We start from the raw sequence: 26,519 nt of genomic DNA, 5'->3' as shown, positions 1-26,519 counted from the left end.
TGGTCAATCAGAACCAAAGAGGGCATTAGCCAAAAATAAAATGGTCAATCAGAACCAAAGAGGGCGTTAGCCAAAAAAAATGGTCAATCGAAACCAAAGAGGGCATTAGCCAAAAAAATGGTCAATCAGAACCAAAGAGGGCATTAGCCAAAAAAATGGTCAATCAGAACCAAAGAGGGCATTAGCCAAAAAAAAAATGGTCAATCGAAACCATAAAAAGGAGTGCACGACGAATGTTATGGATGAGTATTAAATCATTGCAAAATTTCATGATACAATCTCTTCCTCAAACAGGTATTACTCCTGGAAAAGGTCGTGAAATTAACTTCACATTAATCTCAAACAACAAACTACATTTATAGACTCGCGCTTGGAACGAGGAAATCAAATGCAAACATTGGAAAATGATGAATCAGAAAAAAAGCTAATTACTTCAATTAATTTACCTGCTCCAAACACAGTTACAGTGGACAAGATTGTGGGTTTGTACTCAGTATCAGATAAACTATTAAAGCGACTTAACAAACTGGATAGTGAAGTTTGTCTCGACCCACAAAGATTGTATTTGGTTATCGAAACGTCTTTTTTAGGGAAAAAACGTCTATTCGCTACACCGTTTAGAACTAATATTCCCAAAGGACATAAACCTTATAAAAAACTGAGGAAAATGTCTGGTACTGGAACGACAGGTAAAGGACGTACACATGGACTTCATATTGCTAAAACAATCCCTATATTGAAAAAAGAACTATTGAATAACCGTCATTCAAAAGCGTATAAACCTTTAATGGAGGATGGAACATTCTTTGGTTTAATCAAAGATATTACAAATTGGATTAATTTATTTGAGGGTAATGAAATAGCAGAAGACTATTCACCTAATGAATATTCTGTCCAGTTGAAAAAATTAGTTAAAGCAGACAATAACTGAGGACTTAAAACGACCTCAAAAAAACAGATACCTTTGACATTCATTTGTTAAAAAGTATCTGTTTTTTTATTTCATATTTATATAAAAATAATAACCGGAATTATTCTAATATGTTACAAGTGTTCTAAACGTATCATTACGAGTAATCAATAGTTGGTGGGGTTTTGGAACATGAGATTTAATGTTTGAACGTTGGAGGTGGTGGTGATTATGAGATATGGCTAGAGCAAGAGACCCAAGGCGTGACCAAGCCTACGATATTTACAAAGCCCATAACGGTGATATAAAGCTGAAAGATATAGCGGAGCAGTTAAGTGTATCTGAGGGCACTGTACGAGGTTGGAAGAATAAAGATAAATGGGATGAACGTCTTGAAGCGGAATCGAATGGAACGTTCCAATCAAAACAACCAAAAAATACGGAACGTTCCATAAAAAAGAAACCGAAGCGGAGCGACGTTAAATCAGAAGCGGAATCGCAAGCAACTGTACAATTTGAAATCGTCCAGAGTGACGGTCTCAACGATAAACAGTTGCTTTTTTGTATGTATTATGTTAAATACTTCAATGCTACGAAAGCTTATCAAAAAGCCTATCAATGTGACTATATAACCGCTAACCGGAATGCTTATCGAATGATGGTAAATGAGGGTATAAAAGAAGAAATCATTCGATTAAAACAACAGCTTGCTGACAGTGTAATGTTGGATGCTCGTGATGTGTTGCAAAAGTACATTGATATAGCATTCGCTGATATGAAAGATTATTCAGATTTTGGTACAGTTGAGGAAATCTTAAAAGATGAAACTGGCAAGCCGCTTCTGGATTATCAAGGCGAGGAAATGACATATCAACGTACATATGTCCACTTGAAGAATGCTGATGAAGTTGATGGCACAATCGTAAGCGAAGTAAAAAAGGGTAAAGATGGTTTCAGTGTAAAACTTGTAGATAAGATGGCAGCACTTGCGATGTTATCAAAATACACCGATTTATTAAATGATGAGCAGCTAAAGCGATTACGTGAAGAAAAGTTAAAAGTAGATATTGCAAAAATACGTTCTGAAACAAATGGTGCTGGTGGTCGCAACACCACAGGCGTTGATCTAAGTAATTTAACACCAGAGGAGTTGAGGGCTATTGCCAATTCTAAGCGATGAGGAAATGAATGCATTAGCATATGAAGCGGAAAAAGAACTGGCAACCCGCTTCTACCGTGATTATGTTGAATATGTACATCACGGCCATTACGAGCATTATAAACATACTGAATTAATTTGTGATGTGCTTCAACGTGTTGCTGATGGTGAACAATTATCCATATTAATAGAGATGCCACCACGACATGGGAAAAGTATGACGGTAACTGAATCGTTTCCGTCTTTTTATTTGGGTAAAAATCCTGATAAGCGGGTAATTGCTGCTGCTTATTCAGATGGGCTCGCAACTAAGTTCGGTCGTCTGAATCGTAATAAGTTCAATGAATTTTCGCATGATCTATTTAATGTAGAGTTATCTGAATCCAATGCGGCCACAAAGGATTGGGGAATCCAAGACAGACGGGGCGGTATGATTTCTACTGGTATAGGTGGTTCTATTACAGGACAAGGTGCCGATTTAATGATTATTGATGACCCTATAAAGAATATTAAAGAAGCAATGTCACAAACAATAAGGGACAATATTTGGGATGAGTGGGAGGCAACATTATCAACTCGTTTACATGATGGAGCGTCCGTAATCGTTATTATGACACGATGGCATGAGGATGATTTAATTGGTCGCTTACTTGCTCGGAGTCCTCGTAAGTGGGTGCGATTGCGATTACCTGCCATTGCAGAGGATGAACAAGATTTATTAAACCGTGAAATAGGTGAGCCGTTATGTCCAGAGCTCGGCTTTGATGAGAAATGGGCTGAGGAAAAAAAGGCAGAGGTTGGATCGCGGACGTGGGCGTCTCTTTATCAACAACGCCCCGCTCCAGCTGGCGGTAATATATTCAAACGTGAATGGATTCGTTATTATGTTCGTTCGGAAGAACAAAAGCGTCAGTGGGGCTTGAGTGACAATGTCATTGTATTGCCTATCCATTTTGACAAAGAAGTACAGTCATGGGATTGCACTTTCAAAGCAACAGATACAAGCGATTTTGTAGCGGGTGGTGTATGGGCAAGGAAGAAAGCACAATATTTTTTGCTTGACCAACATCATGCACGTATGGGCTTTGCTGATACATTAAAAGCCATTGAAGCGATGTCTGATAAATGGCCGCAAGCGCGGAGTAAGTACATTGAGGACAAAGCCAACGGTTCAGCAGTAATTGAAATGCTGCAGAAGAAAATTTCTGGCATTATCCCAGTTAATCCTGATGGAGGGAAAGAGGCAAGAGCGCACGCTGTATCACCGTTATTTGAAGCGGGTAATGTGTATCTCCCACATCCAAATATGTGTCCTTGGGTGAATGATGTAATAGAAGAGCTTGTATCGTTCCCTAATGCTGCTCATGATGATTTGGTAGATATGACTACACAAGCATTGAATCAACTATATACAAACAATACAAATCCGCTTGATAGATTTAGAAAATGGGCGGGTTTTTAGGTGGTGATGAATATTGAGTCTACTTGAACAGGCTAGGCAGTATAAAGAGGACTTTATGCAAGGGCATGGCAAGGCGAGTGAAAAGGATAAACTTACTCGGCAAGTACCAGGTGTGCGCCGTAAACTGACACATGCAGAAATATCAGGTCTGTATGCAGATAATCCAATTGTACAAAATATTGTTGATATTCCAGCCGAGGATATGACAAGACACTGGTTTACATTACGTATGAAGGATGAGCAGCTTGCTCGAAATATTATGAGCCGATTGGCTGATCTCAAAGCAAAAGAGGCCTTCAAGAAAATGAGAATGTATGAGCGTATGCGTGGTGATGGCTTTATCTCACTGGGTGTCACTCAAAAGAGTAAGTTCGACTTGCAGGATCCGTTAAAGTTGGAGAATTTAAAATCAGTTGATTACTTACATCCGTTTTCGAGTATGAAAGTAAGTGAGTTATTAATTAATGATGATGTCTTTGATAACAACTATGGAAAGTTGGAAAATTTACGGATTAATCGTGCATCTCGGAGCGGTATACAAGCCGTAGAAACAGAATCGCTTGTACATTACTCGCGTGTATTACATGACCAAACGAGGCGATTAGAGGACGAAGAACAGGGCATGTCGCTGTTAGAGACACTATATGATGCTATTACTGTGCTTGATACTTCCTTGTGGTCTGTGGGTCAGATACTACATGATTTCACATTCAAAGTGTATCAATCTAAAGATGTGGAAAACTTAACAAAAGAGGAAAAACGAGAGCTTGGTATGATTATGGATTTCATGTTTCGTACAGAAGCATTAGCAATTATCGGAGCAGATGAAACTTTGACCAAGCAAACAACGCCTGTATCCGGAATTAAAGACTTGCTTGATTTTGTATGGGAATATATAGCCGCTTCTGCTCGAATGCCTAAAAGTGTTATCAAAGGGCAAGAAGCTGGTACACTCACAGGCGCACAGTATGACGTCATGAATTACTATGCACGTATTACCTCAGCACAGGAAAATGAGCAAAAGCCGCTTCTTGAACAACTTATCCGCATGTTGTTGTGGGCTGAAAATGAACCAGGTGGAAGCATCGATCCAGACAAAGTTGAATGGGAAATTAAATTCAATCCGTTATGGTCAGTTGATTCGAAAACAGATGCAGAGATCCGGAAAATTGTTGCTGAAACTGACCAAATTTACATTTCTAATGGTGTTATAGGTCCTGACGAAATTAGAAAGACACGCTTTGGACAGTTCGGTGTGTCTGATGAATTCAAATTCTCTGGCGATGATGCCGATTGGCAACGCATAGCTAACGAAGTATACGGCAAGTGGAAGGAAAACGGCACACATGGCTAAACATGTACCCCCTACTCGTTTTCCTGATGTTGTCACGGCGTCTTATTACCGCTCCATCGATAAACTTGTACAAGAAGCGGGCAAGATAACATTAGCCATCTATGATACACAATTAAAAGAATACATCGACAACAACCGCGCAGATAGTAGCGGTTTTTTTGTTGAGGATGGGCCACTAGATTTTATTAAAAAAGTGTTAAATAGCATGAAAAATGCGATAACCCATACCTACTCACAACGTAAAGTAAATGCAACTGCTAATTCTTTCATGAAAAATTTAAACCAAGTGAATAAAACGAATATGGAACAGCAGGGCAGAGTACGCGGTATTAATCCAAACGACTCAGAGCCTTGGCTTGGACCATTCATGAAAGAAAATGTTGAGAAAAATGTAGGCTATATCACAAATATTCGTGATGATTACACCAAAAAAATTGAAAACATCGTACTAGATGGTGTAAATAATGGCAGTAGTCATAAGCAGATACGTCAGCAACTTGAGGACCAAATCGACATGTCTCGTAACCGAGCAGAATTTGTGGCTGTAGATCAAACTGGCAGCCTTTTTGGACAGATGACTGCCCAACGTCATCAAAATATGGGGGTCAATCGTTTTAAATGGCGTACGTCAAAAGATGAACGTGTACGAGACTCGCATAAAGAGCTCGAAGATAAGATATTTTCTTATGATGATCCACCTGTTGTTGGGCTACCTGGCGAGGACTTCCGTTGCCGGTGCATTGCAATACCTGTATTTGATGATGAGGAGGAAGAGATTGAATCAACAGCAGAACAACCTGTAAATGAGGAATTGACAGAGGAAGAAACGAGGGCTGTGAATCAATATATTAGCTCGGATTCCTATAAATTGAATGATAAGTTGAGAAGAGAATTGCCTCTTGATAAGCAGGATGAGATTCTAATAAAAAATTTAGATGCAGCCTTAAAGAAAGTACCAAAATATGAAGGTGATTTAAGTCGTTCGTTGTATTTTTATAATGAAGAAGAATTAAATAATTTTATGAGTAATCATATGCTAGGTTCTGTAGTGGTGTATAATGAATTTATTTCCACTACCAAAGGTGATGTTTATAATTTTGATGGTCAAGTTCAGTTGTATATTTTGGATGCTGAAAATGGCAGAAATATTAGTCATTTCAATGAAGGTGAACAAGAAATATTATATGAGCGAGAATCGAAATTCAAAGTGAAAAACATCGAAGAAATAAATGGCACTTATCACATTCAATTGGAGGAATACGATGAGTAATAAAAAACCTTTCAGCGATCCAAGATGGACACAGCCGTTAGGGGGAAAAGTTATTGGTAAAGTTGAGTTTACGGAAGAGGAAAAACAAGAAAACAAAAAGAAGTTTCGAGAGCACCTAAAGAAAATCGGTGTCATAAAAGAAGAGTGAAAACACGTAACGGCAAAAGGTTAGGTGTTTTTATTTTGGTCAAAATCCCAAACACTTGTGATTTTAGAAAGGGGGTGAAACTATGCCAAAAGTAGGCGAACATCTAAATCCAATCATTGAAAATAATTTTAAGTACCATGCTCCAAAGGCTGGTCAAGCTGAGAAGTATGAGGCAATTAATGAGAAAGCAAAAGAACTTGCTTATCTTATTGATGGCATGTGTCCAAATAGCCGTGAAAAATCGTGTGCTATGACACACTTAGAGGAAACAAAAATGTGGGCAAATGCTGCTATTGCACGAAATGAATAATTGGAGGAGATAGCTTGAAATTACAACGCTATGACCGCAGTTTAATAAACGATTATGCAGAGACACCAGAAGGGTATTTAACGGTACGTGTGCCGATTACTCGTCCTGGTGTTTTTCCATATCAACGAACAGACGGCACGGTGCAAATGGAAGCGAAGCTGCCTGATGAGATTTTTAGCGATTTAACAATCCATTCTGCACGGAGCAAGCCAATTACAGACAACCATCCAAATGAGCCTGTGACACTTGATAATTACAATGTTTATGCAAAGGGTATGAGCCATACGGATGTACAAGTCGAGGATTTGAAGTTGTATATATCCATGACGATTACAGATAAAGCTCTTATCCAAAAAGTGCATGACGGTAAGCGAGAAATTAGCATAGGCTTTATGTCAGATGTTACTGCTGAAAGTGGTTCGTACAATGGACAGCCGTATGAATACGTCCAACGCAATATCGAAATTAACCATATTGCCATTGTTGAGCAAGGGCGAGCAGGTTCAGAAGTGGCTATTCGTTCTGACAGCGATGCATGGCAGATTGATGCAAATGAAAAAGGAGGAACAACATTGGTAAAGTACAAAATTAACGGTGTAGAATATGACATTGACCCAAAGGTAAAGGCTCACATTGAGAGTTTAGCGGCTTCCACTTCAACAGATGAAGATCCGGAGGAAGAGGAAACAGAACCAGAAAAAAAGGAAGAGCCGAAAAAGAAAAAAACGGATACTGCAGATGCACTACAGGCACGCTGTGACATGCTAACAGTTTCAAATCACAATCTTAAATCAGAAAATGAACGTTTAAAGCAAAGCCAAGTATCGCAGGATGCACTCGATAAACAAGTAGAGGAACGTGTTGCGTTAATTACATCTGCAAAACAATATTTAGGGGATTCGTTTGACTTCGTAGGTAAAACAGATCGTGCAATTAAAGAAGCTGTTGTTGCTGCCGTTGTTCCAAGCTTTAAAGCAGATGATAAATCAGATGAATATGTAAATGTTGCATTTGATATGGCTGTAGAGCAAGTAAAAACGCAAGGCTTTTCTTCTACTGGTGCTAACTCGATTATTACAGGTGATGCAAGTCAAAATACAAATGTAAATGCAATGCGAGCGCAACGTTTAAACATGCGTTCTTAATTTACTTATAAAGGAGGGCTATCAGATGGCCATTACAGAATACGGACAATACATGCCGATTGCGGGTAAACCAGGACAATTAGCAAATTATCAGGAGTATGCTGCAGACAGTTATCCTGCAAAGGAAGTTATTCCATTTGGTGCAGCTGTGCAATTGAGCGCAGATGGCACAGGGATTGTACCAGTTAAAGTAGGCGGTTCGCCAATCGGCATTGCATTAGCGCGCGAAATCCATGATTACACAACCAATGTAGATGACCAAAAATATTTAGTCGGCCAACCGGTACCAGTTGTTAAGCGTGGCAATATTTTCGTTGTAGCAGGTGGCGATGTGACTAATGGATCTGAAGTACAAGTCGATGCAACGACAGGAAAATTCGTTGCCAGTGGTGGCATTGATTTTTCGCGTGCTGTATTCCGTGCTAAAGCATCTGCTGATGCATTAGTACAAATTGAAATTAATTTACCTTAAAGGAGGAACAATCAATGTCACAATTTCGTGAAGATGCTTTACTACGCCCACAGGATCTAGAGGCGGTAGATAAAAAAATTTATGAGCCGAAAAAAGAGGAACTAAAGGCTCGTACCATTTTAAATGTAAAAACAGATGTACCTGCAGGAGCGGAGACATACTCCTATGATGTGATGACGCGCTCAGGTGCAGCTAAAATCTTAGCACCAGGAGCAACAGATATTCCATTAGTGGATGCTGATTTAAAGCGTCATACGGTCAATATTTACTCTATTGCAACAGGATTCAATATATCTGTACAAGAAATCCGTAACGCAGAAATGGCACGCCGTCCTGTCGAGGTGACAAAAGCCGATACCGCACGTAAAGCAATTGCGGAAAAGGAGAATAAGCTTGTCTGGATGGGTGACAAAGAACATAACATTTTAGGCGTGGTCAATGCCACAGGTATTCAAGTGCTAGCTGTGCCAAACAATGAAGCGGGAGCATCAACAAAATGGAAGGATAAAAAAGGTGTTGAGATTGTAGAGGACATCAAAAAGGCGAAAAACTTGGTCAATAAGTTACCTGGTCACATTGCAGATACGTTATTAGTAGCTGCAGATCAGTATGAGCACCTTGAAAAAGTCTACAATGAGCACACAATGCAAACGTGCTTACAGTACATTCAATCACAAAATTGGTTCAAGCGTATTGATTATACATCTGATATGAACGGACAAGGCACGGCAGGAACAGATTGCTTCTTAGTATTCGATTCGTCACCTGATGTTGTTGAAATGCTTGTATCGATGGATATTACACGCCATCCACAGGAGTACAAGTTCCCGAATTACAAAATTCCATTAGAAGAGCGCTGTGGCGGTGCTATTGTGCGTTATCCAATGGCTATCGTTCGTGGGGAGGGTATCTGATGTTAGTACACAACAAAGGCAATTACACACGTGTTGCAAATGATGTAAAAGTTATTCCTGGTGCAAACACTTTAACAGAAACGGAATTTAAAGCTTTTGTAGGACATCCAATCATTATGGGTTTAATTCATAGCGGTGAAATGATAATTCCGGAAGGGCAAGCCACTTCTGGTGTATCTTCTCCTAAAGATTTAGATGCAGATGAAGCAATTAAACTTGTAAAAGATACGTTCTCTATCGAATTTTTAGAGAAATTTAAAGAAGATGAGAAACGTAAAACTGTTTTATCTGCTATTGATGCACGAATTGCTGAAATTCAAGGCAAATAAATGAAAGTGAGGTGTATTTTATGCCTGCTTTAACAACAATTGAACGTGTACGCTTGTTAGGTAGTGAATTTGACGTTGTGCCTGAAGCAAGATTGGAGATGTATATTGAGGATGCTTCGTTGGAGGTGTCCTCTTTGGGCATCCCTGTGGCGCATCATGAGCGCCTTACACGCTATTTAGCAGCACACTTAGCCATTCTATCAACAGAGCCGAAACAAGCTGTTATACGCGAAAAAGTAGACGTTATAGAGCGTCAATATAGTGATCCAAATAAAAACTTAGGGCTGTTAGGGTCGAAATACGGACAAGAATACCAACGAATTTTAGAAGATTTAGCAGAGTTAGAAAAAGAACCGAAAAAACACTTGAATTTGATGGTGATATAGATGGGTGTACAAATTCAAAGCAGAAACAATATTCCTCGTATCCTACAGTCTCTACGAGATTTAGGAAAATATGAGATTGAAGTAGGGATTTTCGGTAACGCTGAATATGTCATGATTGCAGCTGTACATGAGTTTGGTGTCACGATTCAGAAAGAAAAAGGCTCGATTGTCATTCCCGAACGCTCATTTTTGCGAACTACATTCGATGAAAAGCAAGATGAATGGTTTAAATTCGTGAAAAAACAATTAGAACATGTTTTTAGTGGCCGCATAAATGTTCGGACATTGTGTGAAAGGCTTGGTGCAAAAATGGTAGCGGATATTCAGGAAAAACTAACTGATTTAGATACGCCACCCAATGCACCAGCAACTATTGCTCAAAAAGGCTCTAGTAATCCGCTAATTGATTCAGGTGGCTTGCGTATGCGTATCACTTATAAGGTGGTGCGTCGTTAATGCCTGAAAAAATGTTGTTTGGCTCTGTTATCCAATCGCAAGGTGTGCCTTTTATTGCCCATATGCAAGGTGAAGGGAGCTACGTTGACAGTGAATGGGTTACAGGGCAAGAAGTACCTAAAGAAATGATAGGAATTATTCTACCTCTCAGCAATGACGATTTAAAGTATGCGGAAAATGGCACATATACAGTGAAAGAAAAGAAATTGCTAACTGTTGACCAAATACCTGAAAGCACTAAGGTGGAGTACAATGGGCAAAAATATACTCTGCAAGCTTTTAAAGATTATTCCGTATATACAGACGTCAATATATATTTGTTGAGGTGGCGTGAGAAATGAATTTAATGAAATTAATTAGTAATGAAATAGTTACTGATACGTCTATAACGGTTATTCGTGCGGACCAGCTCGGAAAGTTGCCATCTTTGCCATATGCTACTTACAAAATCATTGGAGATAGGAAAGGGCGAGGGCGTGAAAATCTTTCTCGTACGGACCAACCTGACGCCTTAATCGAAACACGATCACAGGAACGCAATGCTACAATTTCATTCAATGTTTACGGAACTTCGCATGATAACGCTTATGAAGTAGCTTCACAGCTTCGCAAGTGGTTTGAGGGGCGAGGTTCTTTCTTTTTGGATGGGTTGGGCGTAGCAGTTGCTAGTATTTCAGATGTACAGAATCGAACCACTTTTTTAATCGATTCCTACGATGAAAAGTGGGGATTTGACGTAATTATTCGTTACAACGAAACCGACGAATATGAAATAGACTACTTTGACAAAGTGGAATATGAACTAACAGTAGAAAGGGAGTGAAGGCATGGCTGCATCTGATAAATCACGTTTTGTTGAGGTCAATATCACACGTGAGACAAAGCCAGTCAGTGAAAAGGGCTTCGGGTTGCCGTTGATGTTGGCGACAAGTAAAGCCTTAGATTATAAGGTTTACACAGATATTTCCGAAGTAGCTGAGGACTTCGAAGAAACGTCACGCGAATATAAATTAGCTACTCGCATGTTTGGACAGTCGCCAAAAATTAGAGAGTTAGCTTGCTATGGTGTTGAGTATGCTTCGGGAAAGGGCGAGGTAACTGCTCTGTCTGCTGCATTAAATGACCTAGTGAAAACTGACAATGATTGGTTTTACTTAGTATCAACAGCAAACAGTGATGCAGAAATCAAAGTGCTATGTGAATGGATATCCACGCAGGAAAAAATTTATGGTGTGACCACTCAAAACATTGCATTAACGGAAGAATTAAAAAATCTATATGAAAATGTATTGTTATCAGTACATGACGATGAACACGCTTATCATGCGGAAGGGCTTATTGCATACGGTGCACCGCAAGTCATTGGCTCCTATGTGTTTAGCCATAAGCAAGTCAATGGTGTCCGCGCTGCCAAGCTATCTAACGCGGAGATTAACAAGATCATCTCTAACAACGCCACAACTTGTATCAGCGAAATGGGCTGGTTAATCAACGCATCCGGAAAAGCCGTTGGTGGCGAATATTTAGACGTGATTCAAGCTGATTATTTCCTACGTGCACGCTTACGCGAGGATATATTCCAACTACTAGCAACTGTCAAAAAAGTACCGTATACAGATGCAGGTATCGCAATGGTTGTAGCTCGCATGGATACACGCTTTAAATCTGCTTATCGCCAAGGGATTATCGCAGAGGATGACAATGGCGATCCGGATTATCAAATTACATTCCCACGTCGTAAAGACATCCCGAAAAATACGATTGCCCAGCGCATTTTACCAGAAGTTAACTTTAGAATCATCATCGCAGGTGGCGTGGAAAAAGTACAAATTAATGGTGTTTTGGCACTATAAGGAGGGACTTTAATTGGCTGTACACAATTTTAAACATACACAGGTCGTTGTGGCAGGGAATATTATCACTGGTTACGGTGATGGTGATGCGATTTCCGCAGAAGCAAACGAAGATAAGTGGTCACAAAGCGTTGGTGCAGACGGTAATGTGACCTATAACGAATCTAATAATGAAACAGCAACACTCACATTAAAATTAAAGCCTAGTTCGGCATCTGTACCTGTTTTGCATCAACTCTATAAAAGTGGAGAGTCGTTTGATTTTATGATTCATGACACAGAGTTAAATACGCGTGTTACAGGTGAAGATTGTCGTATCCAAAAATGGCCCACATTTTCGCGTGCAGAAGAAATGGAACCACGCGAGATTGTCATTTTAGCGGCACATTATAAAGAAGATTAATAATAATTAGGAGGAATTTAACATGGCATTTAAACCAAAAACACAGGAATACACATCAACAGAAGGCGGTAATCAGTATACATTTCAGACTGTGTTACCCTCTGTTTGGGCAAAAATAGAGGATAAAATTACGGATAAGGGTGGCAAATTATTAGTATCTATCGCAATGCCTGAAATGCTAGAAAAAGTAGTGGTGACACCATCGGGGTTGAAATTAGATGATTTTGAATCGTGGGCGGAGTTAGAAGAGGTAACAATGGCAGCCTATCGTTTTCAACGCAAAGGAAAATAAAGCATTATTTCAGCTGAGGGGCATTGAACATGTCCCTCATTTCTATGTTGAACAGGCGAATAGTCGATTTTGGCGTTATTTAATTCCAGAATATTTTCCTGCATACAAGCCAGCAGATATTGATTTGTTAAGCCAAGAAGAAATCTTAGAGCACTTAGCAGCAATACATGAGCGTAGAAAACGTGAACAAGAACAAAGGCAACGTAGTGAAAAATACTTAGCAGCTTTGTTTGGGAGGAAGGTGTAAAAACATGTCTACATTACGTGATATGTATGTATCTATGCGCTTTCGCGATCAGGCTTCTTCGGCTTTACGAAATATAGATAGGCTAGTAGATCAAATTGAACATGGTTTCCATAGCCTTGGTAGCAGTGTAAATACATCTACAAGTGGGTTCCATTCATTAGTAAGAGAAGTCGGTCGACTGGAAACAGAATTAAGTAGTACACGCACAGAGATGCAGGGGTTACGAAATCGCATCGATGAATCCGAACAAGAAATGGCGAATCTACGTAATGAAGTGAATCGCTTAAACAGTGCTGCTAGTGAAAGTAACAGTATTTTCACAGGCATGGCAGGCAAGGTCACAGCGGTTGTTGGAGCACTAGGCGGACTCGCATTGGGTGCATCTGTGATTTCCGCAGCGATAGAAATGGACACAGCATTCAGTCGACTAGAAGCACGTACAGGCAAAACAGAAGCAGAATTAAAAGAGCTTGAAGGTGTAGCCAAAGACGTATTCCGAGCAGGATTTGGCGAAAATATTACGCAGGTGGCTGATGATGTATCAACGTTAGGGGCAATGTTTAAAAATTTAAAAGGTGATGCCTTAACGGAAGTTGCCATAGGTGCGGCGACTATTGCACAAACATGGGATGCAGAATCAAAAGAAGTTGGCCGTACTATTCAATCAATGACACGCAATTTTGAAGGTCTAAGTGAAACTAAAGCATTGGATTTAATGACACATGCTTTTCAAAAAACGGGTGACTACTCAGATGATTTACTTGATACGTTTAACGAGTATAGCGTGCATTTTAGTAAGCTTGGATTGTCTGCAGAAGAATTTACAGGCATTTTGATTTCTGGTGCTGAAAATGGCGCATGGAACATGGATAAAGTCGGGGATGCTGTGAAAGAGTTTGGTATCCGTGCAATCGATGGCTCAAAAGGAACAAAAGAAGGTTTTGCTGCTATTGGTTTGAATGCAGATGAAATGGCTGATAAATTTACAGCAGGCGGAGAAACAGCAAACAATGCTTTCGCTGCTACTCTTGCAGGATTAGCAACTATGAAAGACCCTGTAGAGCAGAATGCAGCAGGGGTCGCACTTTTTGGCACGATGTGGGAAGATTTGCGGGAAGATGTGGTCTTATCTATGGCAGACTCAACCTCTGCTGTAGCTGGTTTTGAAGGCTCTACTGAGCGTGCAGCAGAAGCATTACAAAATAACTTTGGCTCACGTACAACAAAAGTGTGGCGAGACTTGCAGTTAGGAATGGTAGAAGCCTTTCAAAGTGAAGAAATGCAAAACTTCTTAGGTAGTGTCATGAGTGACATTGAATCGGCTGTACCAAGTATCAAAAATGCCTTTTCATCCATGGCAGAAGTCATTACAAACAATGTTGAGCCCGCCTATGCAGGTTTTAAAACAGGTGTTGGTTGGATAATCGAAAATAAAGATTTAGTGGTATCCGCATTGACTGGAGTTGCAGGCGGTTTTGCGCTGCTTAAAGGAATTACATTTGTTAAAACAGCGTTAGATTTATATAAAGCTAGTACGTTCGCTTCTACATTCGCCACACAGGGCTTTAACGCTGCCTTGAGGGCTAATCCGATTGGTCTTGTTGTCACAGCAATTGGTTTATTAATAGGAGCAGGGGTCTACCTGTATCAAAACTGGGACACGGTGAAAGTAAAAGCGGGAGAATTGTGGGATAAAACAAAAGAGGTATTTGGTGGTATTTATGATTGGGCGTCTCAAAAGATACAGCCAGTAACGAGCTTTTTCAAAGGGCTCTATGATAAATTTATCGACTTTAGAAACGCAATTACTAACTTTAAACCGCCTGAATGGGTTTCAAAAATCGGTGGAGCAATTGGCAAAGCTGCTGGAGCCGTAGGTAATTTTATAAGTGGATCACATGCGACAGGGTTAGAACGAGTGCCTTACGATGGCTATGTAGCAGAATTGCATAAAGATGAAACCGTACTAACAGCTCAACAATCATCTGCTTTGCGAAGTGCAGGGATGTTGTCTCAAAACTCTGATGGCACACCAGAACTAAACATGGGAGGCGGAGGCACAACTCAGCAAGCACCAAATGCAGGCGGTGGAGGTCACCAATTTATTTTCAATATTACAGGTGATAATCCGCTAGACATAGCCCAAAAAGTGCGAGAAGCAGTTAGCGATTTGCTAGGTGAAGAAATGCAAATTATGTAGGTGGTGATAGGATGCCTTATATAAAGGATGTTTTAATTGATGTTATCACAAAAGTTTCAACGCCCGAATCTTCTACTACAACAGATCATGCATTGGAAGATGGTGAACAGATTACGGACCATGTAAAAAGTAATCCTATCACCATCTCATTAACAGGTAATATCCTTGATGATACGGAAGAAAAAGTATTGAAGCTTAGGGAGTACCGAGAAAAAGGCGAAATCATCGATTTTGATTATATGACAGCCTTAAAACATGTTGTCATTACAGACTTTAGTCGGGACTATGAAGCTAAAATTAAAGATGGCTATGCTTTCACAATGACATTAAAGCAAATTAAAGTTGCTAAGGTTGCTAAATTTGTAAGTGTATCAGTGCCAGTGAAAAAACAAACCAAACCTGTAAGTAACAAAGGGCGGCAGCAAACGAAAAAGACACCTTCTACCGCATCTAAAACAAATAAAGCTAAATACACTACGCCACCTAAAAATACATCTAGCGGTGGTTTAGCTGGATTGGAGGGGCGTAAATAGTGGATGAATATATTGACATTGATAAACTTGAAATTCCCTATGCTTTTGAAATAGATTTAGCTGGTGAGGTTTTTGAATTTGAAGTCAATTACAACCATGCTCATGATTTCTTTACCATAGATTTATTTAAAAATGGTGGGGCTCTTGTAGTTGGGGAAAAGCTTATCTTGAATCGTCCATTATTCAGAAATCGCATAGATATACAGTTACCAAAAGTGCAAATTATACCGTTAGACCGAGCTAATTCAGCGACTCGTATCACCTACGAAAATCTGAATGAGACGGTCTTTTTATATGTGAATGAAGGTGAAGAAAATGAGTAATTTATACATGCGAAAAACTGCTTTTCTTGTAAGTGATCGAGAAATATCAGATCCACTAACGATTAAATTCAGTGTGCCATTTGGAGATGATGAAAAAGTCGATACCATTGATATACAAGTTTTTAACTTGAAAGATGATACAATTAACGCCATTTCTACAAATAAAATAGCCATTTTAAGTGCGGGCTATGTAGATGACAATGGCGTTATCTTTAGTGGCACACTTAAAAAGAAGGAAACGAAGTGGGAAGGGCTAGACAAAATTACGACTTTTAAGTGTATTGATTCAAGTTTAGATTATACGAAAGGGGTTATCAAAAGAACATATGGACGAGATACCTCAGCTTCCCTCATTTTAAGAGAGTTAGCTCGTGATGCAGGCCTTGCAATCGGTGACATTGATTTACCTGTAGATTTTGTCTATCGAAGTGGAAAAGTGTTGAATGGAAAAATTAAAACTCTTGTCGCTGAAATTGCAAAGGATTGTGAGGCAAAGCTACACATTAATAAAGGGCGCATCTATGTACGTGACAGTAAAAAGGGCGATAATTTAGGGCTCGATATTTCTAAGGAAACAGGATTGATTGATGAACCAGAGGAAGTCGAGGAAGAAATGAAGGACGAAAAAGGTTCTAAGTTGAAAAATGACAAGAAGAAAATCAAGGGTTATAAAATCAAAGTATTGCTCAACCATAGGATTACAACTGATGTCATTATTAAACTTACATCTCGTAAAGTAAGCGGTGTTTTTCGTGTTTCTAAAGGTGAGCATAAGGGCGATACATCTGGCCAAGAATATTACACAGAATGCGAGGTGGTACCGGTATGACAAAAACATCTATGACTCAATTTGTAAGTGAATCTATCGAAGAAAGCCTGATGAATGTTGATACATGCCTCATTTGCGAAGTTCTTGAGGTAGATATGAATTTGTATAAAGCTGACGTTTTGCCATTACACGACCCAGAAGCTACACCGATTTTAGATGTACCTATGGCATTTTGGCAAACAGAGCAATTTGTTATCCAAGTGCCATTTAAAAAGGGTGACAAGGTGTTAGTTGTATGCTCGCAAGCTGACATTGACCCTCTAATGTTTGGTGGAGGAAAGGCTGCAAGTAGGTCATTTAGTGCCAATGATGCATTAATAGTGGGTGGCGTTCATTATTTCACAAAGCCACTGCAAAATGAGCATCCTGATGACCTTCTCCTCTCTGATAAGATTTATAAAAATAAAATTCGTATTACTCCAACTGGCGAAATATTTATGGAATCTGAGGAAAATATCAATATCATATCCAAAAAAGATGTAAATATAAAAGGCGAAAATGTTTGGATTAATTAGGGGGGATTACTATGCCAGCGGCAATACGAAAGGGCGATATATGTAAAGGTCATGGCTGTTTTGTTCCCAGGCCCAATGACGAGGGCAGTCACAATGTCTTTATCAACAATATACCTGCCCATCGAGTGGGTGACCATTGGATGACACATTGTTGTGGCTCTATATGTCATGATTCAGTGGCAGCAACTGGATCTCCTAATGTATTTGTAAACGGAAAAAAATTATGCCGTGTGGATGACCTAACAGAATGTGGCTCACCTATGGGCAATACACACAGCCCAAACGTTTTTGTTAACGATAGAGGGTGACAGGAATGCATACTTTTAAGTATAACGATGACGGCGATTGGATATTTAATGAACTAGTACATGGTGATGAGCAGCTCATACAAAATTTAAAGCAACTGTTGCGCACAACGGTTGGTGAATGGATGTTCAATGATAATCATGGCTTTCGTAGAGCAGTCATTGAGCAAAAGATACCTAATAAAAAGCAAACAGTTCAAGCTATGCATGATTGCTTGTATCAAGAGCCACGTGTAGCCGAGGTTCTTAGTGTGGAGTATGATTTCAACCGTATTAAACGCCATCTTACAATTAATTTCAGAGCAAGAACAGTAGAGGGGCATGAGATAGGAGGGGAGGCTATTGTTAACTAAATCGGGATTTAAGCGGCAACGTACGGCTGATTATTTGCCAATAATTGAGGAGCAAGCAAGGGATTTATATGGCGAGGATGCCGATTTATCAGATCGTACACCTGTTGGTAAAATGATTCATTTGCAGGCCCAACAAAGGGCGGAAGATAATGAGCAACTTGAGATGGTCTACAATGCTCGCTTTGTCGATACTTCGGAAGGAGCAACGCTAGAGGCTAATGTCAACCGTGCCTTACTTACTCGCAAACGGTGGATTAAAGCCACTGGCGAGGTCGTTGTCACTTTAGATAAAGGTACAAAGATCTATATAGGTGATTTGTTTCGGACGAAATACAACGTGTATTTTAAAGCTTTAGAGGCTATAGATGCGGTGGAAGATGGAAACTATCGAGTAGATGTTGAAGCCCTTGAATATGGCGCAATAGGCAATGTAGAACCAGGAGATATAAGTATAATTGTGAACCCACAAAGCGGCATCAATTCGGTAACGAATCCAGATGCTTTTTTTAATGGTCAAGATGAGGAAACAGATGCAGAATTGCAGGACCGTTATTATGATTCTCTCGGTAAAGTAGGGGCAAGGCGAGTGGAATCCATAGAAGCAAATGTACTTGATGAAGTGGAAGGCGTACGAGCAGCTATTGCAATTGAAAATGACACAAATGTTGTGGATGAAGAAGGACGCCCCCCTCACTCGGTCGAAACGGTTGTGTTAGGTGGTTTAGATGAAGATGTTGCGATGGCTATCTTTAGAAAAAAAGGTGGCGGCATACAAGCGTATGGACAAACTGTTTATACATTTAAAGATAGTCGTGGCATCTTACATGAAATTGGTTTTACTAGAGCAACAACAGTCAGTCTTTTTGTAAAGGTATATATCAAAAAGAGCAATCAATATCCATTAAATGGTGACAATTCAGTCATTGGTCAAGTAGTCAAGTATATTGGTGGCACATACAATGATACGCTTTATCCAGGTGTAGGTATGAGTAAAGATGTCGTTTGTGCAAAGGCAGAGGCTAGGGTCTTATCAGTCAATGGTATTGAGGATGTTCGGGTGGAATTTTCGAAAGATGGAATCACTTATGAGTCGCACAATGTAACCATTGCATTTCCCGAAGTTGCAGAAACGGACGAGTCTAAAATCGAGGTGCTGTACCTTGTCTAATCAACGATTACAAACTTTATTAGACCGTATGCCTCGTCAATATGCAAAAAATGAAGAAAGTAATAACTATAAGCTCCTAAAAATTATTGCTGAAAATGGTGTGGAGAATTTAGCAATACAACAAACCATTTTAAAGTATTGGGATGTGGACCAATCAGAAGGGTACGGATTAGATCGACTAGGCAAAGATGAGGGAATTTCTCGCGGTGGTTGGGATGATTATGAATATCGCAAAATGATAAAAATTCAATGTATTCTCAATCTTTCCGAGGGTGATATAGACACCATGAATCAGATTATGGACGCCTATATGGGCAATGATTTCATTGGCTTTGAGGAAGGGTGGAGAGAGTTTGAGCCAGCTACACTATTACTCAATATTCGTGCTTCAGCTAAAACTATTCCGGATACCTTAATTAAACGTATTAAGACTGCAGGTGTAGGAATCTACATCTTTTTGAATGAACTTAACGAATTTATTTTATTATACGCCGGCACATATGCATGGCAGATAAATTATAAAATTTGCAGTCGCTTTAAAACAGCACCAACGCATGGAGCATTAGGAAAAGAAATTATCAATGTTATCGATGGCATTTACGGCTTTAAAACAAATAGTCGTATTTGTGGTCGATTTAGGGCAGGGGGTACAAAGCAATGAATGAGATACAGCCATTGATGCTTGAGCTAGTACAACAATACTTAAGTGACATGGTAGCAGGTGCAAAAGTAACCATTGATGGTGTTGTCCATGATAAAGAAATCTATCATACAAGCACAAAATATGGATTAAGAAAGTATGTAAAATTGTCCATGGAGCAAGGCTTGGTGACTCGTGCAGCATTAGTTGATAGCCATGGCCGCGAATTGTATGTAAAAACCATGAACTATCAAAAAGGAGTCCAAGGGTATGTGATTGCATTCCCTCTACAGCTCGAAGCGAAGGAAGTGAAAGTAAATGCGTAAGCTCATGAATGGGGAAATACCATTAAATTTTAAAACGAATCCGTATGATCGTACACAATGGCATGATGATGTAACGGATCCAGTAACCGGAGAAGTCATTGAAGATGGTACACCTTTCATGTCAGAGTTTGGGAATAATTTTGAGTGGGGAATCTATAATGCCTATCGCTTTATAAATGAAATATATCGACAGATGGAGCGTATGCGTGTGCAGTTGGAACTTGATGGCCGCGTACCAGGTAACAGTGGAACCTTTGCAGACGTGTTAGATGGTAGTACCAATAAAATCGTACTTGATAAGACATTGACTGATATTATCGAGCCTGTAAATATCGGCACCACGGTTTTAAAAGTTGCAAGCGTAGAAGGATTTACAGCTTTTACACAAGTAACAATTTTTGATGATCTGCACATGGAAGATGTCATTATCACAGCTATCGGAACAAATACAATTACTGTACAGGCACTGCAGCATAATTATAAAAAAGGTGCAAAGGTAGCTCGTAGTAATGTAGCCATCGACACACTCAATGCTGAAATGGGTATTGGGGATTGGCAAACTTATCATGTTGAGTTAGTGGAGGTGGTTTAGGATGGCAATTTATTATTGGAACCGATTTAAGGCAATTGCACACCATACGTATGATTATAGGTGGCAACTAAGGGGTACACAAAGTATGCATACATCTGGGTGGAATATAAGTAATAAATTCTACACTGATTTCATTTGGAACCCAGACACTAAAGAATTTACCCTAACTGGACAGGTATATAATTATTCAAATGTACCATTAGGCACATTTTTTTACTTTGTGGCAGGTAGTGCTTTAACAGGAAATGCTATAACTCGCTATAACATGATGGAACGAGACTCACAGTATACAACATATTCTTTTTGGGAAACATTCTCTACAAGTCCCGTAATAGTTTCATCTACGTATAGTCAAGGTGAGTATTTAACAACAATTACTGCCGATGAGAAAGCATATATAAATAATGCAAGGAATAGCGATGGATATTGGTATGTAAGGGGAGCAAAAGTAAACACAGCACCTAATTATACACAAATACCAATACAATCTACTAAAAAAGATATACCTATCACAATTAATCTAGCCAATTATTTTAGTGATCCACAAGGAGATGCATTGACCTATACTGTATCTTCAGGTAATCCAAGCGTAGCGACAGCAACAGTCTCAGGTAGCACATTAACTCTTACTGGTAAAGAGATTGGCAGCGTATGGATCACCGTGGATGCAAACGATGGTGAATTTACCACTTCGCAAGGTTTTGCATTAAATGTAACTAATACAGTGCCAACAGTATCTGTGACCTCACCAAATGCAAATATGACCCTGTATGAAAATGATGTATTCAATCTTGCTGGCTCTGCAGCTGATACAAATGCCAATCAATCAGTTACAATTTACGCCCAAGTGAATTTGGAGCAAAGGATTGTTTTAGGCATAGGACTAAGTAATGCAGCTATTCCGTTTAACAAACAATTGAAATTTAAGGGTGGAAAATTGTATGATGGCGAAACAGCTATTACAGGCAACCTTACCGATGGCGTACCACATATTCTAAAAATATGGGCGCAGGATAGCGATGGTGGGCAATCTCCTATCACAGAGCGCACTTTTTACGTGGTACCAAACCGTCCACCAATCTTAACAGTGGATGCTATGCAACCGTCAGGCATCATTAATACAGACAAGTTTTCAATAACAGGTACAGCGAGCGACCCAGACAAAAATACTGTTACAGCTGCTTATCGATTAAACGGAGGTAATAGCGTAGAGTTGGAAATTGTAGAAGGTAAATGGACTTTTGATATTACTTTGGCGCAGTTAGTAGTGGGGCAAAATACCATTGTTATTGAGCTAATAGACAGTTACGATTTTAAGGTTTCTAAAACTATAAAATTTAATAAAAACGAAGTGAAAACGCCTATTTTGCAATCTGTAGCGAGGTACAAAATTTCTCCTCCTAAAGGTTCCGCGAAGGGCGTTTTATTGTGGATTCAGCGTGATGAGGCACTTGATTTAACCGTTGATTTATCTATGACACTCAGAGGCGAGCAAGAATCCTATGTACCACTCACAGCTACGCATACAGTGCCAGTTTATGAAGGTGTTGTGGAAGATGAGTTTTACTATGAAACTCAGGAATCAAGGGATAATATCATTCTCAAACTAACTACTACTAGACCTAACGTAAATATTAACAATAAAATCTATTTAATTATGGGGGTGCTTGAATAATGTTGAGAAGAAAAAGGTTGCCAGATGGTACATTTGGTGAACTTGAAAAAGTAGGCACCATTCCCACAACGGATGAACAGGTTAAGTCATTAGGAGAGCAGTTAGCCCAAGAGAAAGTGAAAAATATTCAAAAGGACATACTTATTAACAATCTTGGTACACAACTAACTCAATTAAAGCTTGATGTTATCACAATGAAAGGCGGTGGAGAGTGATGAATTTTTGGCAAATTGCTTTTATCTCGAGATGGGTAACAGCTGCTCAATTACGTATATCAGTGAAAACGGAGGCGAATCCATTTGGAGAAATTACGCCTGAGCAGTACAAAGAAATTACAAATGAAGAATTTGAGGCGCAGTCAAAAGACTAGCGTTATTTTTATTGTTAATTTTAGAAGGAAATGCTTCCTTTTTTGTAGAATAATAGTTATGCGAAAGAGAGGAAGATGTATATGGTGAAAATTGATATCAAAAATCATAAAAGTGAGTGGGAACGTTATAGTGAAGAAACTAAAGGGGGATTATATTTTGCATTAGCTCATTTCTTAGCAAAGCCAAAAGGCTTTGTGTTTAGAGATGACTTTCAAAGTGCGTATATCAAGTTTCTAGAAACGATAAAAAAAGAACCAGTTTCTGACCCGTCATTCAAAGGTAAAATATCCCAGTTAAGTCAATTCCCTTTATTTGGTCATGAAAATCGTATTTATGGTTATCATGAGGATAATGACCTTTATCTCAATAGTAGAGGAGTGGAATTTTTCTTCTTCTTAAAAAATGATATTTTGTCATATGGAGAAGAAAAAGAGCTTGACTTGTTTTTAAATCGAGAAATTAGGAGATATATCCCCAGTATGTTTTTAAACGCTGTAGACAAATAAACAACTAGCACTCTCAGTTGAGGGTGCTTTTTATATTCCCAAGCGTTTGGGAGTTTGCCTTCCGGAAATTTAGGAGGCTTTAATATTGGTAAAGTGGGTGAGTCAATGGAAGAACGACGAATTGGTAAGTTAGAACACGACATGACAGATGTTAAAACTCGTTTAGCTGTAGCTGAATCAAACATCAAAGAAATTCGAGAGGACATCGGGGGCATCAAAGACAATACAACATGGATATTACGATTAGTTGTTGGTGGGCTTATAGGTGCTATATTAACTTTTATTCTAAATGGAGGATTGATGTGACATGAAAATTAACTGGAAAGTACGCTTGAAACATAAGCCCTTTTTAGTGGCAGCATTTGCATTAATACTATTATTGGTGCAACAAATTGGTGCTTTATGTGGCTACGACACAACAATTTATAATGAGCGAGTAACAGAGTTATTTAACACTGTGCTCGCTTTTTTAGTGCTGATTGGTGTGGTTATTGATCCAACGACAACTGGTACTGCAGACAGTGACCAAGCACTTGGATATAACAAACCACGTGATGATTTGGAGGGGAATAAATAATGGTAGTAATACGTAAAAAGCTAGTATCTGATGCTCAAGCAGCAAAGGTCACAAATGGAAAAGGTAATACCAAAAGAAAAGTAGTTGTTCACGGCACAGATAATTACCGTACAGGGGCAGATGCGGATGCACATGCCCGCTTACAAGCAAATGGCAATAGTCGTTCTGCTTCATGGCATTGGCAAGTAGATGATAAAGAGGCAGTACAATCTTTTGAACATACTTGGCAATGTTGGGCTGCTGGAACAGCTAAAGGTAATTCGGAAGGCATCCATGTTGAAATGTGTGTGAATGCTGATGGTAACTACAACAAAACATTAGAAAATACTGCTAGGTTAGTTGCAAAAATCTTAAAAGACGAGGGACTATCAATTAACGATGTTGTGCAACATAATTATTACAGTGGCAAAAACTGTCCTCGTGAAATTCGCGCAGGCAATGTCGCTTGGAATATCTTCTTGAAAATGGTTAAGAACGCTGGCACTACTCAGCAACTAAAGCCAGAAACTGACAATAATAAATACCGAGTTATGACAGGCACATACAGTACAATTCAAGCCGCTGAAAACGTACTGGATGTATTAAAACATCGGTTTGGTTGGGTGGCTTACATTGAAAAAGACGGCACAAAATGGCGTGTTAAAACAGGTACATTTACTGGAATGAATGCGGCACGAGATGGAGTAAATAAAATAAAAACAGCGAAACTTGCACAAGTTGCAAATGTTGTAGCTGCATAATATCAAAGCCCAGGTACTCAATTAATTTTGAGCCTGGGCTTTTTATGGTTTAGTATTCTCTCACTTCAACTAAAATATTAACTATTATATTAAATTTTCTTATAAAATTTATGTGTTATAAAAAAACCCACTCCTGCTAATAAAATTCCCAATACAATAATTGAAGAAATTATTAAAGTATTCATAATATACACCCCCGTTGTTATTTTTTAAATAACCCTGAACGAATTAATGATTAGGTATAAGAATTTATTTCATACTTCGAAATAGATTGCATCAATTCTTCCTTCCAATCCCTACCTAATAACCAAAATATAACAGTGTCAATAATTAAAGTCAATAAATATTTAATGTTTATCATTAAAGAAGTATCAATTATTTACAATGCTTTGTTTGTGCAGTAATTATAAGAAGGATTTTTATTAAATAATAAAACGGAAGAAATCTCAATTGGGAAATAAAATATGTACCTGTTTATAGATAATAAGTATGCTAACTTAAAACTCAAGTTGAAGAATTGCTTTTAAGTCATATAAATAAATGACCAGGCATTAGTTATTAAAAAAGCCACTCATTTGAGTGACTAAATTGTTTATTGAACAGGCATTATTCAGGAATTCCATTTAAAGGATTTACAGAATGGCACAATGACCACTGATCGATTGATTGGGTTATATATTACTATTCAGCAAAGACGAAATAAATAGAAAAGATAAAGACCAGCAAAGCTATTTTTTTAGCTAAGCTGGTCATTTTTTCATTTAACTATGGAATCAACTGCTGAAATATAAGGTTGAGCATCTAGTGATTTGTCATTCATACGTATAATGATTGTCCCAGCTTGGTAAGTTCCAAAAGATTTCCCTTGAACTTCTTTAGCCTTTTCTTCACTTGGCCACTCATAAATACTAACAGCTTCTGTTGTTATTACCGTAGTACATTCTAAACTAACACAATTATGGCTGTTATCTCTAGGTTCTGGAGTACTCAAACCAGTACTTTGAAATGCTTTTAGAATATCCTCAGCAGAGTAAGATGCTGTTGATTGTTGTAGATCGGCTTTAGTTGTTAAATGTTCTTCTTTGACTTTGTAATCAAATTCATATACACCAATTTTATCTAATCCTGTTTGTGCTCTGCCCTTATTTGATAAAGCAACTTTACCATCTGCAGCATAAGACTTTGCTAAACTATCTTTTATATTCACTCTAACAAAAATGGAATCAATTTTTTCTTTTTTATTTTTAGCTAAGTCACTAGTAGATTCCACTAATTTACGCAAGCCCTTTTCTTCTGTTAAAGGTGTCACTAAAGTGACATACCAAATACTTCCATCAACTCGTTCTTCTTCAATGGCATAATCAAGTTTGCTTTCATTATTCTCTTTTTCCAGCTTTTCTTCTTTAGGTTTAGTGGATGTTTCAACTTTTGCACTATCTTTAGAATCATTGGCTGATTCTGAGCTGTCAGTTGGAACCATAATAAATCCAATAACAAATACAATAATGGATATACCTAGAACAGGACCGCCTTTCGTTTTCTTCTTTTTAATAAATCCGAGTACTAATAAAACAAGACCTATAAAAAAACCTAGTATTCCTAAAAGTGCTAACAATGCTCCCATTTCAAATTCTCCTTTTATGTATGATTAATCTTTTTTAACTATACCAAAATTACCATTTTTCGTTAATACTATTTATTCCATGCTAATAAGATGTCTGTTCAACATCTATAGAGGCTTCAATTATTTAATGTT

General features: G+C 38.6%; 39 protein-coding genes. 38 read left to right on the top strand and 1 reads right to left on the bottom strand.

Features of this window, described 5'->3' with window-relative positions:
• The first annotated feature begins 233 nt into the window (after positions 1-233).
• From AC1RNS_RS19845 to AC1RNS_RS19660, 38 genes are all read left to right on the top strand, one after another.
• Positions 234-362 (top strand): hypothetical protein, encoded by a 129-nt coding sequence (locus tag AC1RNS_RS19845; protein ID WP_492995162.1) that lies wholly within the window; start codon positions 234-236, stop codon positions 360-362.
• 26 nt (positions 363-388) lie between these two features.
• On the top strand, positions 389-931 hold the full coding sequence (locus tag AC1RNS_RS19840; protein WP_492995160.1) for a hypothetical protein: 543 nt from the start codon (positions 389-391) through the stop codon (positions 929-931).
• 217 nt (positions 932-1,148) lie between these two features.
• Positions 1,149-2,090: a terminase small subunit gene (locus AC1RNS_RS19835; RefSeq protein ID WP_492995158.1), complete on the top strand. Its 942-nt coding sequence runs from the start codon at positions 1,149-1,151 to the stop codon at positions 2,088-2,090.
• Positions 2,071-3,531: a phage terminase large subunit gene (gene terL / locus AC1RNS_RS19830; protein WP_492995157.1), complete on the top strand. Its 1,461-nt coding sequence runs from the start codon at positions 2,071-2,073 to the stop codon at positions 3,529-3,531. The genes AC1RNS_RS19835 and terL overlap by 20 nt, the downstream gene beginning before the upstream one ends.
• Positions 3,532-3,544: 13 nt before the next feature.
• Positions 3,545-4,885: an anti-CBASS protein Acb1 family protein gene (locus tag AC1RNS_RS19825; RefSeq protein WP_492995156.1), complete on the top strand. Its 1,341-nt coding sequence runs from the start codon at positions 3,545-3,547 to the stop codon at positions 4,883-4,885.
• Positions 4,878-6,155 carry a minor capsid protein gene (locus AC1RNS_RS19820; protein WP_492995154.1) on the top strand — a complete coding sequence of 426 codons (1,278 nt, stop codon included), beginning with the start codon at positions 4,878-4,880 and terminating at the stop codon, positions 6,153-6,155. The genes AC1RNS_RS19825 and AC1RNS_RS19820 overlap by 8 nt, the downstream gene beginning before the upstream one ends.
• Positions 6,148-6,303 (top strand): hypothetical protein, encoded by a 156-nt coding sequence (locus AC1RNS_RS19815; protein ID WP_427545358.1) that lies wholly within the window; start codon positions 6,148-6,150, stop codon positions 6,301-6,303. Before AC1RNS_RS19820 ends, AC1RNS_RS19815 begins: the two co-directional genes overlap by 8 nt.
• 82 nt (positions 6,304-6,385) lie before the next feature.
• Positions 6,386-6,613 carry an Acb2/Tad1 domain-containing protein gene (locus AC1RNS_RS19810; protein WP_492995153.1) on the top strand — a complete coding sequence of 76 codons (228 nt, stop codon included), beginning with the start codon at positions 6,386-6,388 and terminating at the stop codon, positions 6,611-6,613.
• Between the two features lie 14 nt (positions 6,614-6,627).
• The gene (locus AC1RNS_RS19805; protein ID WP_492995152.1) at positions 6,628-7,758 is read left to right on the top strand and encodes a DUF2213 domain-containing protein; all 1,131 of its coding nucleotides are present in this window, start codon (positions 6,628-6,630) and stop codon (positions 7,756-7,758) included.
• Positions 7,759-7,783: 25 nt separating this feature from the next.
• Entirely contained in the window at positions 7,784-8,230 is a 447-nt protein-coding gene (locus AC1RNS_RS19800; RefSeq protein WP_492995151.1) for a structural cement protein Gp24, read from the top strand.
• Positions 8,231-8,244: 14 nt separating this feature from the next.
• A complete protein-coding gene (locus tag AC1RNS_RS19795) occupies positions 8,245-9,144 on the top strand; it encodes a DUF2184 domain-containing protein (protein ID WP_492995150.1) in 900 nt (299 codons plus the stop codon).
• Complete coding sequence (locus AC1RNS_RS19790) at positions 9,144-9,473, top strand: hypothetical protein (RefSeq protein WP_492995149.1); 330 nt, start codon at positions 9,144-9,146, stop codon at positions 9,471-9,473. The genes AC1RNS_RS19795 and AC1RNS_RS19790 overlap by 1 nt, the downstream gene beginning before the upstream one ends.
• Positions 9,474-9,493: 20 nt before the next feature.
• Positions 9,494-9,859, top strand: a complete 366-nt coding sequence (locus tag AC1RNS_RS19785; protein WP_492995148.1) for a DUF4054 domain-containing protein — start codon at positions 9,494-9,496, stop codon at positions 9,857-9,859.
• Entirely contained in the window at positions 9,860-10,315 is a 456-nt protein-coding gene (locus AC1RNS_RS19780; protein ID WP_492995147.1) for a hypothetical protein, read from the top strand.
• Complete coding sequence (locus AC1RNS_RS19775) at positions 10,315-10,656, top strand: hypothetical protein (RefSeq protein WP_492995146.1); 342 nt, start codon at positions 10,315-10,317, stop codon at positions 10,654-10,656. The genes AC1RNS_RS19780 and AC1RNS_RS19775 overlap by 1 nt, the downstream gene beginning before the upstream one ends.
• The gene (locus AC1RNS_RS19770; RefSeq protein WP_492995145.1) at positions 10,653-11,138 is read left to right on the top strand and encodes a phage neck terminator protein; all 486 of its coding nucleotides are present in this window, start codon (positions 10,653-10,655) and stop codon (positions 11,136-11,138) included. Before AC1RNS_RS19775 ends, AC1RNS_RS19770 begins: the two co-directional genes overlap by 4 nt.
• Positions 11,139-11,142: 4 nt before the next feature.
• Positions 11,143-12,168, top strand: a complete 1,026-nt coding sequence (locus AC1RNS_RS19765) for a DUF3383 family protein (RefSeq protein WP_492995143.1) — start codon at positions 11,143-11,145, stop codon at positions 12,166-12,168.
• 13 nt (positions 12,169-12,181) lie between these two features.
• Complete coding sequence (locus AC1RNS_RS19760; RefSeq protein WP_492995142.1) at positions 12,182-12,571, top strand: phage structural protein; 390 nt, start codon at positions 12,182-12,184, stop codon at positions 12,569-12,571.
• 22 nt (positions 12,572-12,593) lie between these two features.
• Positions 12,594-12,863, top strand: a complete 270-nt coding sequence (locus tag AC1RNS_RS19755) for a hypothetical protein (protein ID WP_492995140.1) — start codon at positions 12,594-12,596, stop codon at positions 12,861-12,863.
• Positions 12,864-12,987: 124 nt separating this feature from the next.
• Complete coding sequence (locus AC1RNS_RS19750) at positions 12,988-13,110, top strand: hypothetical protein (RefSeq protein WP_429987405.1); 123 nt, start codon at positions 12,988-12,990, stop codon at positions 13,108-13,110.
• A gap of 4 nt (positions 13,111-13,114) precedes the next feature.
• Positions 13,115-15,310: a phage tail tape measure protein gene (locus AC1RNS_RS19745; RefSeq protein WP_492995138.1), complete on the top strand. Its 2,196-nt coding sequence runs from the start codon at positions 13,115-13,117 to the stop codon at positions 15,308-15,310.
• Positions 15,311-15,321: 11 nt separating this feature from the next.
• Positions 15,322-15,843 (top strand): phage baseplate protein, encoded by a 522-nt coding sequence (locus AC1RNS_RS19740; RefSeq protein WP_492995136.1) that lies wholly within the window; start codon positions 15,322-15,324, stop codon positions 15,841-15,843.
• Positions 15,843-16,166, top strand: coding sequence for a phage baseplate plug family protein (locus tag AC1RNS_RS19735; protein ID WP_492995135.1), 324 nt, complete (start codon positions 15,843-15,845; stop codon positions 16,164-16,166). The genes AC1RNS_RS19740 and AC1RNS_RS19735 overlap by 1 nt, the downstream gene beginning before the upstream one ends.
• Positions 16,159-16,995, top strand: coding sequence for a phage protein (locus tag AC1RNS_RS19730; RefSeq protein WP_492995134.1), 837 nt, complete (start codon positions 16,159-16,161; stop codon positions 16,993-16,995). The genes AC1RNS_RS19735 and AC1RNS_RS19730 overlap by 8 nt, the downstream gene beginning before the upstream one ends.
• Positions 16,992-17,510: a Gp138 family membrane-puncturing spike protein gene (locus AC1RNS_RS19725; RefSeq protein ID WP_492995132.1), complete on the top strand. Its 519-nt coding sequence runs from the start codon at positions 16,992-16,994 to the stop codon at positions 17,508-17,510. Before AC1RNS_RS19730 ends, AC1RNS_RS19725 begins: the two co-directional genes overlap by 4 nt.
• An 11-nt stretch (positions 17,511-17,521) precedes the next feature.
• Complete coding sequence (locus AC1RNS_RS19720) at positions 17,522-17,818, top strand: PAAR domain-containing protein (protein WP_492995131.1); 297 nt, start codon at positions 17,522-17,524, stop codon at positions 17,816-17,818.
• A gap of 5 nt (positions 17,819-17,823) precedes the next feature.
• Positions 17,824-18,168 carry a contractile injection system sheath initiator gene (locus AC1RNS_RS19715; protein WP_492995130.1) on the top strand — a complete coding sequence of 115 codons (345 nt, stop codon included), beginning with the start codon at positions 17,824-17,826 and terminating at the stop codon, positions 18,166-18,168.
• Positions 18,158-19,336: a baseplate J/gp47 family protein gene (locus tag AC1RNS_RS19710; RefSeq protein ID WP_492995129.1), complete on the top strand. Its 1,179-nt coding sequence runs from the start codon at positions 18,158-18,160 to the stop codon at positions 19,334-19,336. The genes AC1RNS_RS19715 and AC1RNS_RS19710 overlap by 11 nt, the downstream gene beginning before the upstream one ends.
• Positions 19,329-19,997 carry a hypothetical protein gene (locus AC1RNS_RS19705; protein ID WP_492995127.1) on the top strand — a complete coding sequence of 223 codons (669 nt, stop codon included), beginning with the start codon at positions 19,329-19,331 and terminating at the stop codon, positions 19,995-19,997. Before AC1RNS_RS19710 ends, AC1RNS_RS19705 begins: the two co-directional genes overlap by 8 nt.
• The gene (locus AC1RNS_RS19700) at positions 19,994-20,302 is read left to right on the top strand and encodes a hypothetical protein (RefSeq protein WP_054770887.1); all 309 of its coding nucleotides are present in this window, start codon (positions 19,994-19,996) and stop codon (positions 20,300-20,302) included. Before AC1RNS_RS19705 ends, AC1RNS_RS19700 begins: the two co-directional genes overlap by 4 nt.
• On the top strand, positions 20,295-20,894 hold the full coding sequence (locus AC1RNS_RS19695) for a hypothetical protein (RefSeq protein WP_492995126.1): 600 nt from the start codon (positions 20,295-20,297) through the stop codon (positions 20,892-20,894). The genes AC1RNS_RS19700 and AC1RNS_RS19695 overlap by 8 nt, the downstream gene beginning before the upstream one ends.
• A 1-nt stretch (position 20,895) precedes the next feature.
• Entirely contained in the window at positions 20,896-22,569 is a 1,674-nt protein-coding gene (locus tag AC1RNS_RS19690) for a hypothetical protein (protein WP_492995124.1), read from the top strand.
• Positions 22,569-22,784: a hypothetical protein gene (locus AC1RNS_RS19685; protein WP_492995122.1), complete on the top strand. Its 216-nt coding sequence runs from the start codon at positions 22,569-22,571 to the stop codon at positions 22,782-22,784. The genes AC1RNS_RS19690 and AC1RNS_RS19685 overlap by 1 nt, the downstream gene beginning before the upstream one ends.
• Positions 22,784-22,939: an XkdX family protein gene (locus tag AC1RNS_RS19680; protein WP_492995120.1), complete on the top strand. Its 156-nt coding sequence runs from the start codon at positions 22,784-22,786 to the stop codon at positions 22,937-22,939. The genes AC1RNS_RS19685 and AC1RNS_RS19680 overlap by 1 nt, the downstream gene beginning before the upstream one ends.
• An 81-nt stretch (positions 22,940-23,020) precedes the next feature.
• Positions 23,021-23,446 (top strand): hypothetical protein, encoded by a 426-nt coding sequence (locus AC1RNS_RS19675; protein ID WP_492995119.1) that lies wholly within the window; start codon positions 23,021-23,023, stop codon positions 23,444-23,446.
• A gap of 105 nt (positions 23,447-23,551) precedes the next feature.
• Positions 23,552-23,752 carry a hemolysin XhlA family protein gene (locus AC1RNS_RS19670; RefSeq protein ID WP_492995117.1) on the top strand — a complete coding sequence of 67 codons (201 nt, stop codon included), beginning with the start codon at positions 23,552-23,554 and terminating at the stop codon, positions 23,750-23,752.
• A gap of 1 nt (position 23,753) precedes the next feature.
• Entirely contained in the window at positions 23,754-24,023 is a 270-nt protein-coding gene (locus AC1RNS_RS19665) for a phage holin (protein WP_492995115.1), read from the top strand.
• Complete coding sequence (locus AC1RNS_RS19660; protein WP_492995114.1) at positions 24,023-24,763, top strand: N-acetylmuramoyl-L-alanine amidase; 741 nt, start codon at positions 24,023-24,025, stop codon at positions 24,761-24,763. The genes AC1RNS_RS19665 and AC1RNS_RS19660 overlap by 1 nt, the downstream gene beginning before the upstream one ends.
• Positions 24,764-25,520: 757 nt before the next feature.
• Here the strand turns inward: AC1RNS_RS19660 and AC1RNS_RS19655 are convergent.
• On the bottom strand, positions 25,521-26,387 hold the full coding sequence (locus AC1RNS_RS19655; RefSeq protein ID WP_492995112.1) for a hypothetical protein: 867 nt from the start codon (positions 26,385-26,387) through the stop codon (positions 25,521-25,523).
• Positions 26,388-26,519 lie beyond the last annotated feature (132 nt).

It is taken from the genome of Lysinibacillus sp. GW821-FHT14F06, from assembly GCF_058803665.1.
Note: the sequence above shows the minus strand (reverse complement) of the source record. Positions and strands in the feature narration are given on the sequence as shown.

What these genes read in the sequence shown, in the direction of transcription:
- AC1RNS_RS19845 (WP_492995162.1), top strand. Translation starts at nt 234, where the DNA reads ATGTTATGGATGAGTATTAAATCATTGCAAAATTTCATGATACAATCT.
- AC1RNS_RS19840 (WP_492995160.1), top strand. Translation starts at nt 389, where the DNA reads ATGCAAACATTGGAAAATGATGAATCAGAAAAAAAGCTAATTACTTCA.
- AC1RNS_RS19835 (WP_492995158.1), top strand. Translation starts at nt 1,149, where the DNA reads ATGGCTAGAGCAAGAGACCCAAGGCGTGACCAAGCCTACGATATTTAC.
- AC1RNS_RS19820 (WP_492995154.1), top strand. Translation starts at nt 4,878, where the DNA reads ATGGCTAAACATGTACCCCCTACTCGTTTTCCTGATGTTGTCACGGCG.
- AC1RNS_RS19815 (WP_427545358.1), top strand. Translation starts at nt 6,148, where the DNA reads ATGAGTAATAAAAAACCTTTCAGCGATCCAAGATGGACACAGCCGTTA.
- AC1RNS_RS19810 (WP_492995153.1), top strand. Translation starts at nt 6,386, where the DNA reads ATGCCAAAAGTAGGCGAACATCTAAATCCAATCATTGAAAATAATTTT.
- AC1RNS_RS19800 (WP_492995151.1), top strand. Translation starts at nt 7,784, where the DNA reads ATGGCCATTACAGAATACGGACAATACATGCCGATTGCGGGTAAACCA.
- AC1RNS_RS19795 (WP_492995150.1), top strand. Translation starts at nt 8,245, where the DNA reads ATGTCACAATTTCGTGAAGATGCTTTACTACGCCCACAGGATCTAGAG.
- AC1RNS_RS19790 (WP_492995149.1), top strand. Translation starts at nt 9,144, where the DNA reads ATGTTAGTACACAACAAAGGCAATTACACACGTGTTGCAAATGATGTA.
- AC1RNS_RS19785 (WP_492995148.1), top strand. Translation starts at nt 9,494, where the DNA reads ATGCCTGCTTTAACAACAATTGAACGTGTACGCTTGTTAGGTAGTGAA.
- AC1RNS_RS19780 (WP_492995147.1), top strand. Translation starts at nt 9,860, where the DNA reads ATGGGTGTACAAATTCAAAGCAGAAACAATATTCCTCGTATCCTACAG.
- AC1RNS_RS19775 (WP_492995146.1), top strand. Translation starts at nt 10,315, where the DNA reads ATGCCTGAAAAAATGTTGTTTGGCTCTGTTATCCAATCGCAAGGTGTG.
- AC1RNS_RS19770 (WP_492995145.1), top strand. Translation starts at nt 10,653, where the DNA reads ATGAATTTAATGAAATTAATTAGTAATGAAATAGTTACTGATACGTCT.
- AC1RNS_RS19765 (WP_492995143.1), top strand. Translation starts at nt 11,143, where the DNA reads ATGGCTGCATCTGATAAATCACGTTTTGTTGAGGTCAATATCACACGT.
- AC1RNS_RS19755 (WP_492995140.1), top strand. Translation starts at nt 12,594, where the DNA reads ATGGCATTTAAACCAAAAACACAGGAATACACATCAACAGAAGGCGGT.
- AC1RNS_RS19745 (WP_492995138.1), top strand. Translation starts at nt 13,115, where the DNA reads ATGTCTACATTACGTGATATGTATGTATCTATGCGCTTTCGCGATCAG.
- AC1RNS_RS19740 (WP_492995136.1), top strand. Translation starts at nt 15,322, where the DNA reads ATGCCTTATATAAAGGATGTTTTAATTGATGTTATCACAAAAGTTTCA.
- AC1RNS_RS19730 (WP_492995134.1), top strand. Translation starts at nt 16,159, where the DNA reads ATGAGTAATTTATACATGCGAAAAACTGCTTTTCTTGTAAGTGATCGA.
- AC1RNS_RS19725 (WP_492995132.1), top strand. Translation starts at nt 16,992, where the DNA reads ATGACAAAAACATCTATGACTCAATTTGTAAGTGAATCTATCGAAGAA.
- AC1RNS_RS19720 (WP_492995131.1), top strand. Translation starts at nt 17,522, where the DNA reads ATGCCAGCGGCAATACGAAAGGGCGATATATGTAAAGGTCATGGCTGT.
- AC1RNS_RS19715 (WP_492995130.1), top strand. Translation starts at nt 17,824, where the DNA reads ATGCATACTTTTAAGTATAACGATGACGGCGATTGGATATTTAATGAA.
- AC1RNS_RS19700 (WP_054770887.1), top strand. Translation starts at nt 19,994, where the DNA reads ATGAATGAGATACAGCCATTGATGCTTGAGCTAGTACAACAATACTTA.
- AC1RNS_RS19695 (WP_492995126.1), top strand. Translation starts at nt 20,295, where the DNA reads ATGCGTAAGCTCATGAATGGGGAAATACCATTAAATTTTAAAACGAAT.
- AC1RNS_RS19690 (WP_492995124.1), top strand. Translation starts at nt 20,896, where the DNA reads ATGGCAATTTATTATTGGAACCGATTTAAGGCAATTGCACACCATACG.
- AC1RNS_RS19685 (WP_492995122.1), top strand. Translation starts at nt 22,569, where the DNA reads ATGTTGAGAAGAAAAAGGTTGCCAGATGGTACATTTGGTGAACTTGAA.
- AC1RNS_RS19680 (WP_492995120.1), top strand. Translation starts at nt 22,784, where the DNA reads ATGAATTTTTGGCAAATTGCTTTTATCTCGAGATGGGTAACAGCTGCT.
- AC1RNS_RS19675 (WP_492995119.1), top strand. Translation starts at nt 23,021, where the DNA reads ATGGTGAAAATTGATATCAAAAATCATAAAAGTGAGTGGGAACGTTAT.
- AC1RNS_RS19670 (WP_492995117.1), top strand. Translation starts at nt 23,552, where the DNA reads ATGGAAGAACGACGAATTGGTAAGTTAGAACACGACATGACAGATGTT.
- AC1RNS_RS19665 (WP_492995115.1), top strand. Translation starts at nt 23,754, where the DNA reads ATGAAAATTAACTGGAAAGTACGCTTGAAACATAAGCCCTTTTTAGTG.
- AC1RNS_RS19660 (WP_492995114.1), top strand. Translation starts at nt 24,023, where the DNA reads ATGGTAGTAATACGTAAAAAGCTAGTATCTGATGCTCAAGCAGCAAAG.
- AC1RNS_RS19655 (WP_492995112.1), bottom strand. Translation starts at nt 26,387, where the DNA reads ATGGGAGCATTGTTAGCACTTTTAGGAATACTAGGTTTTTTTATAGGT.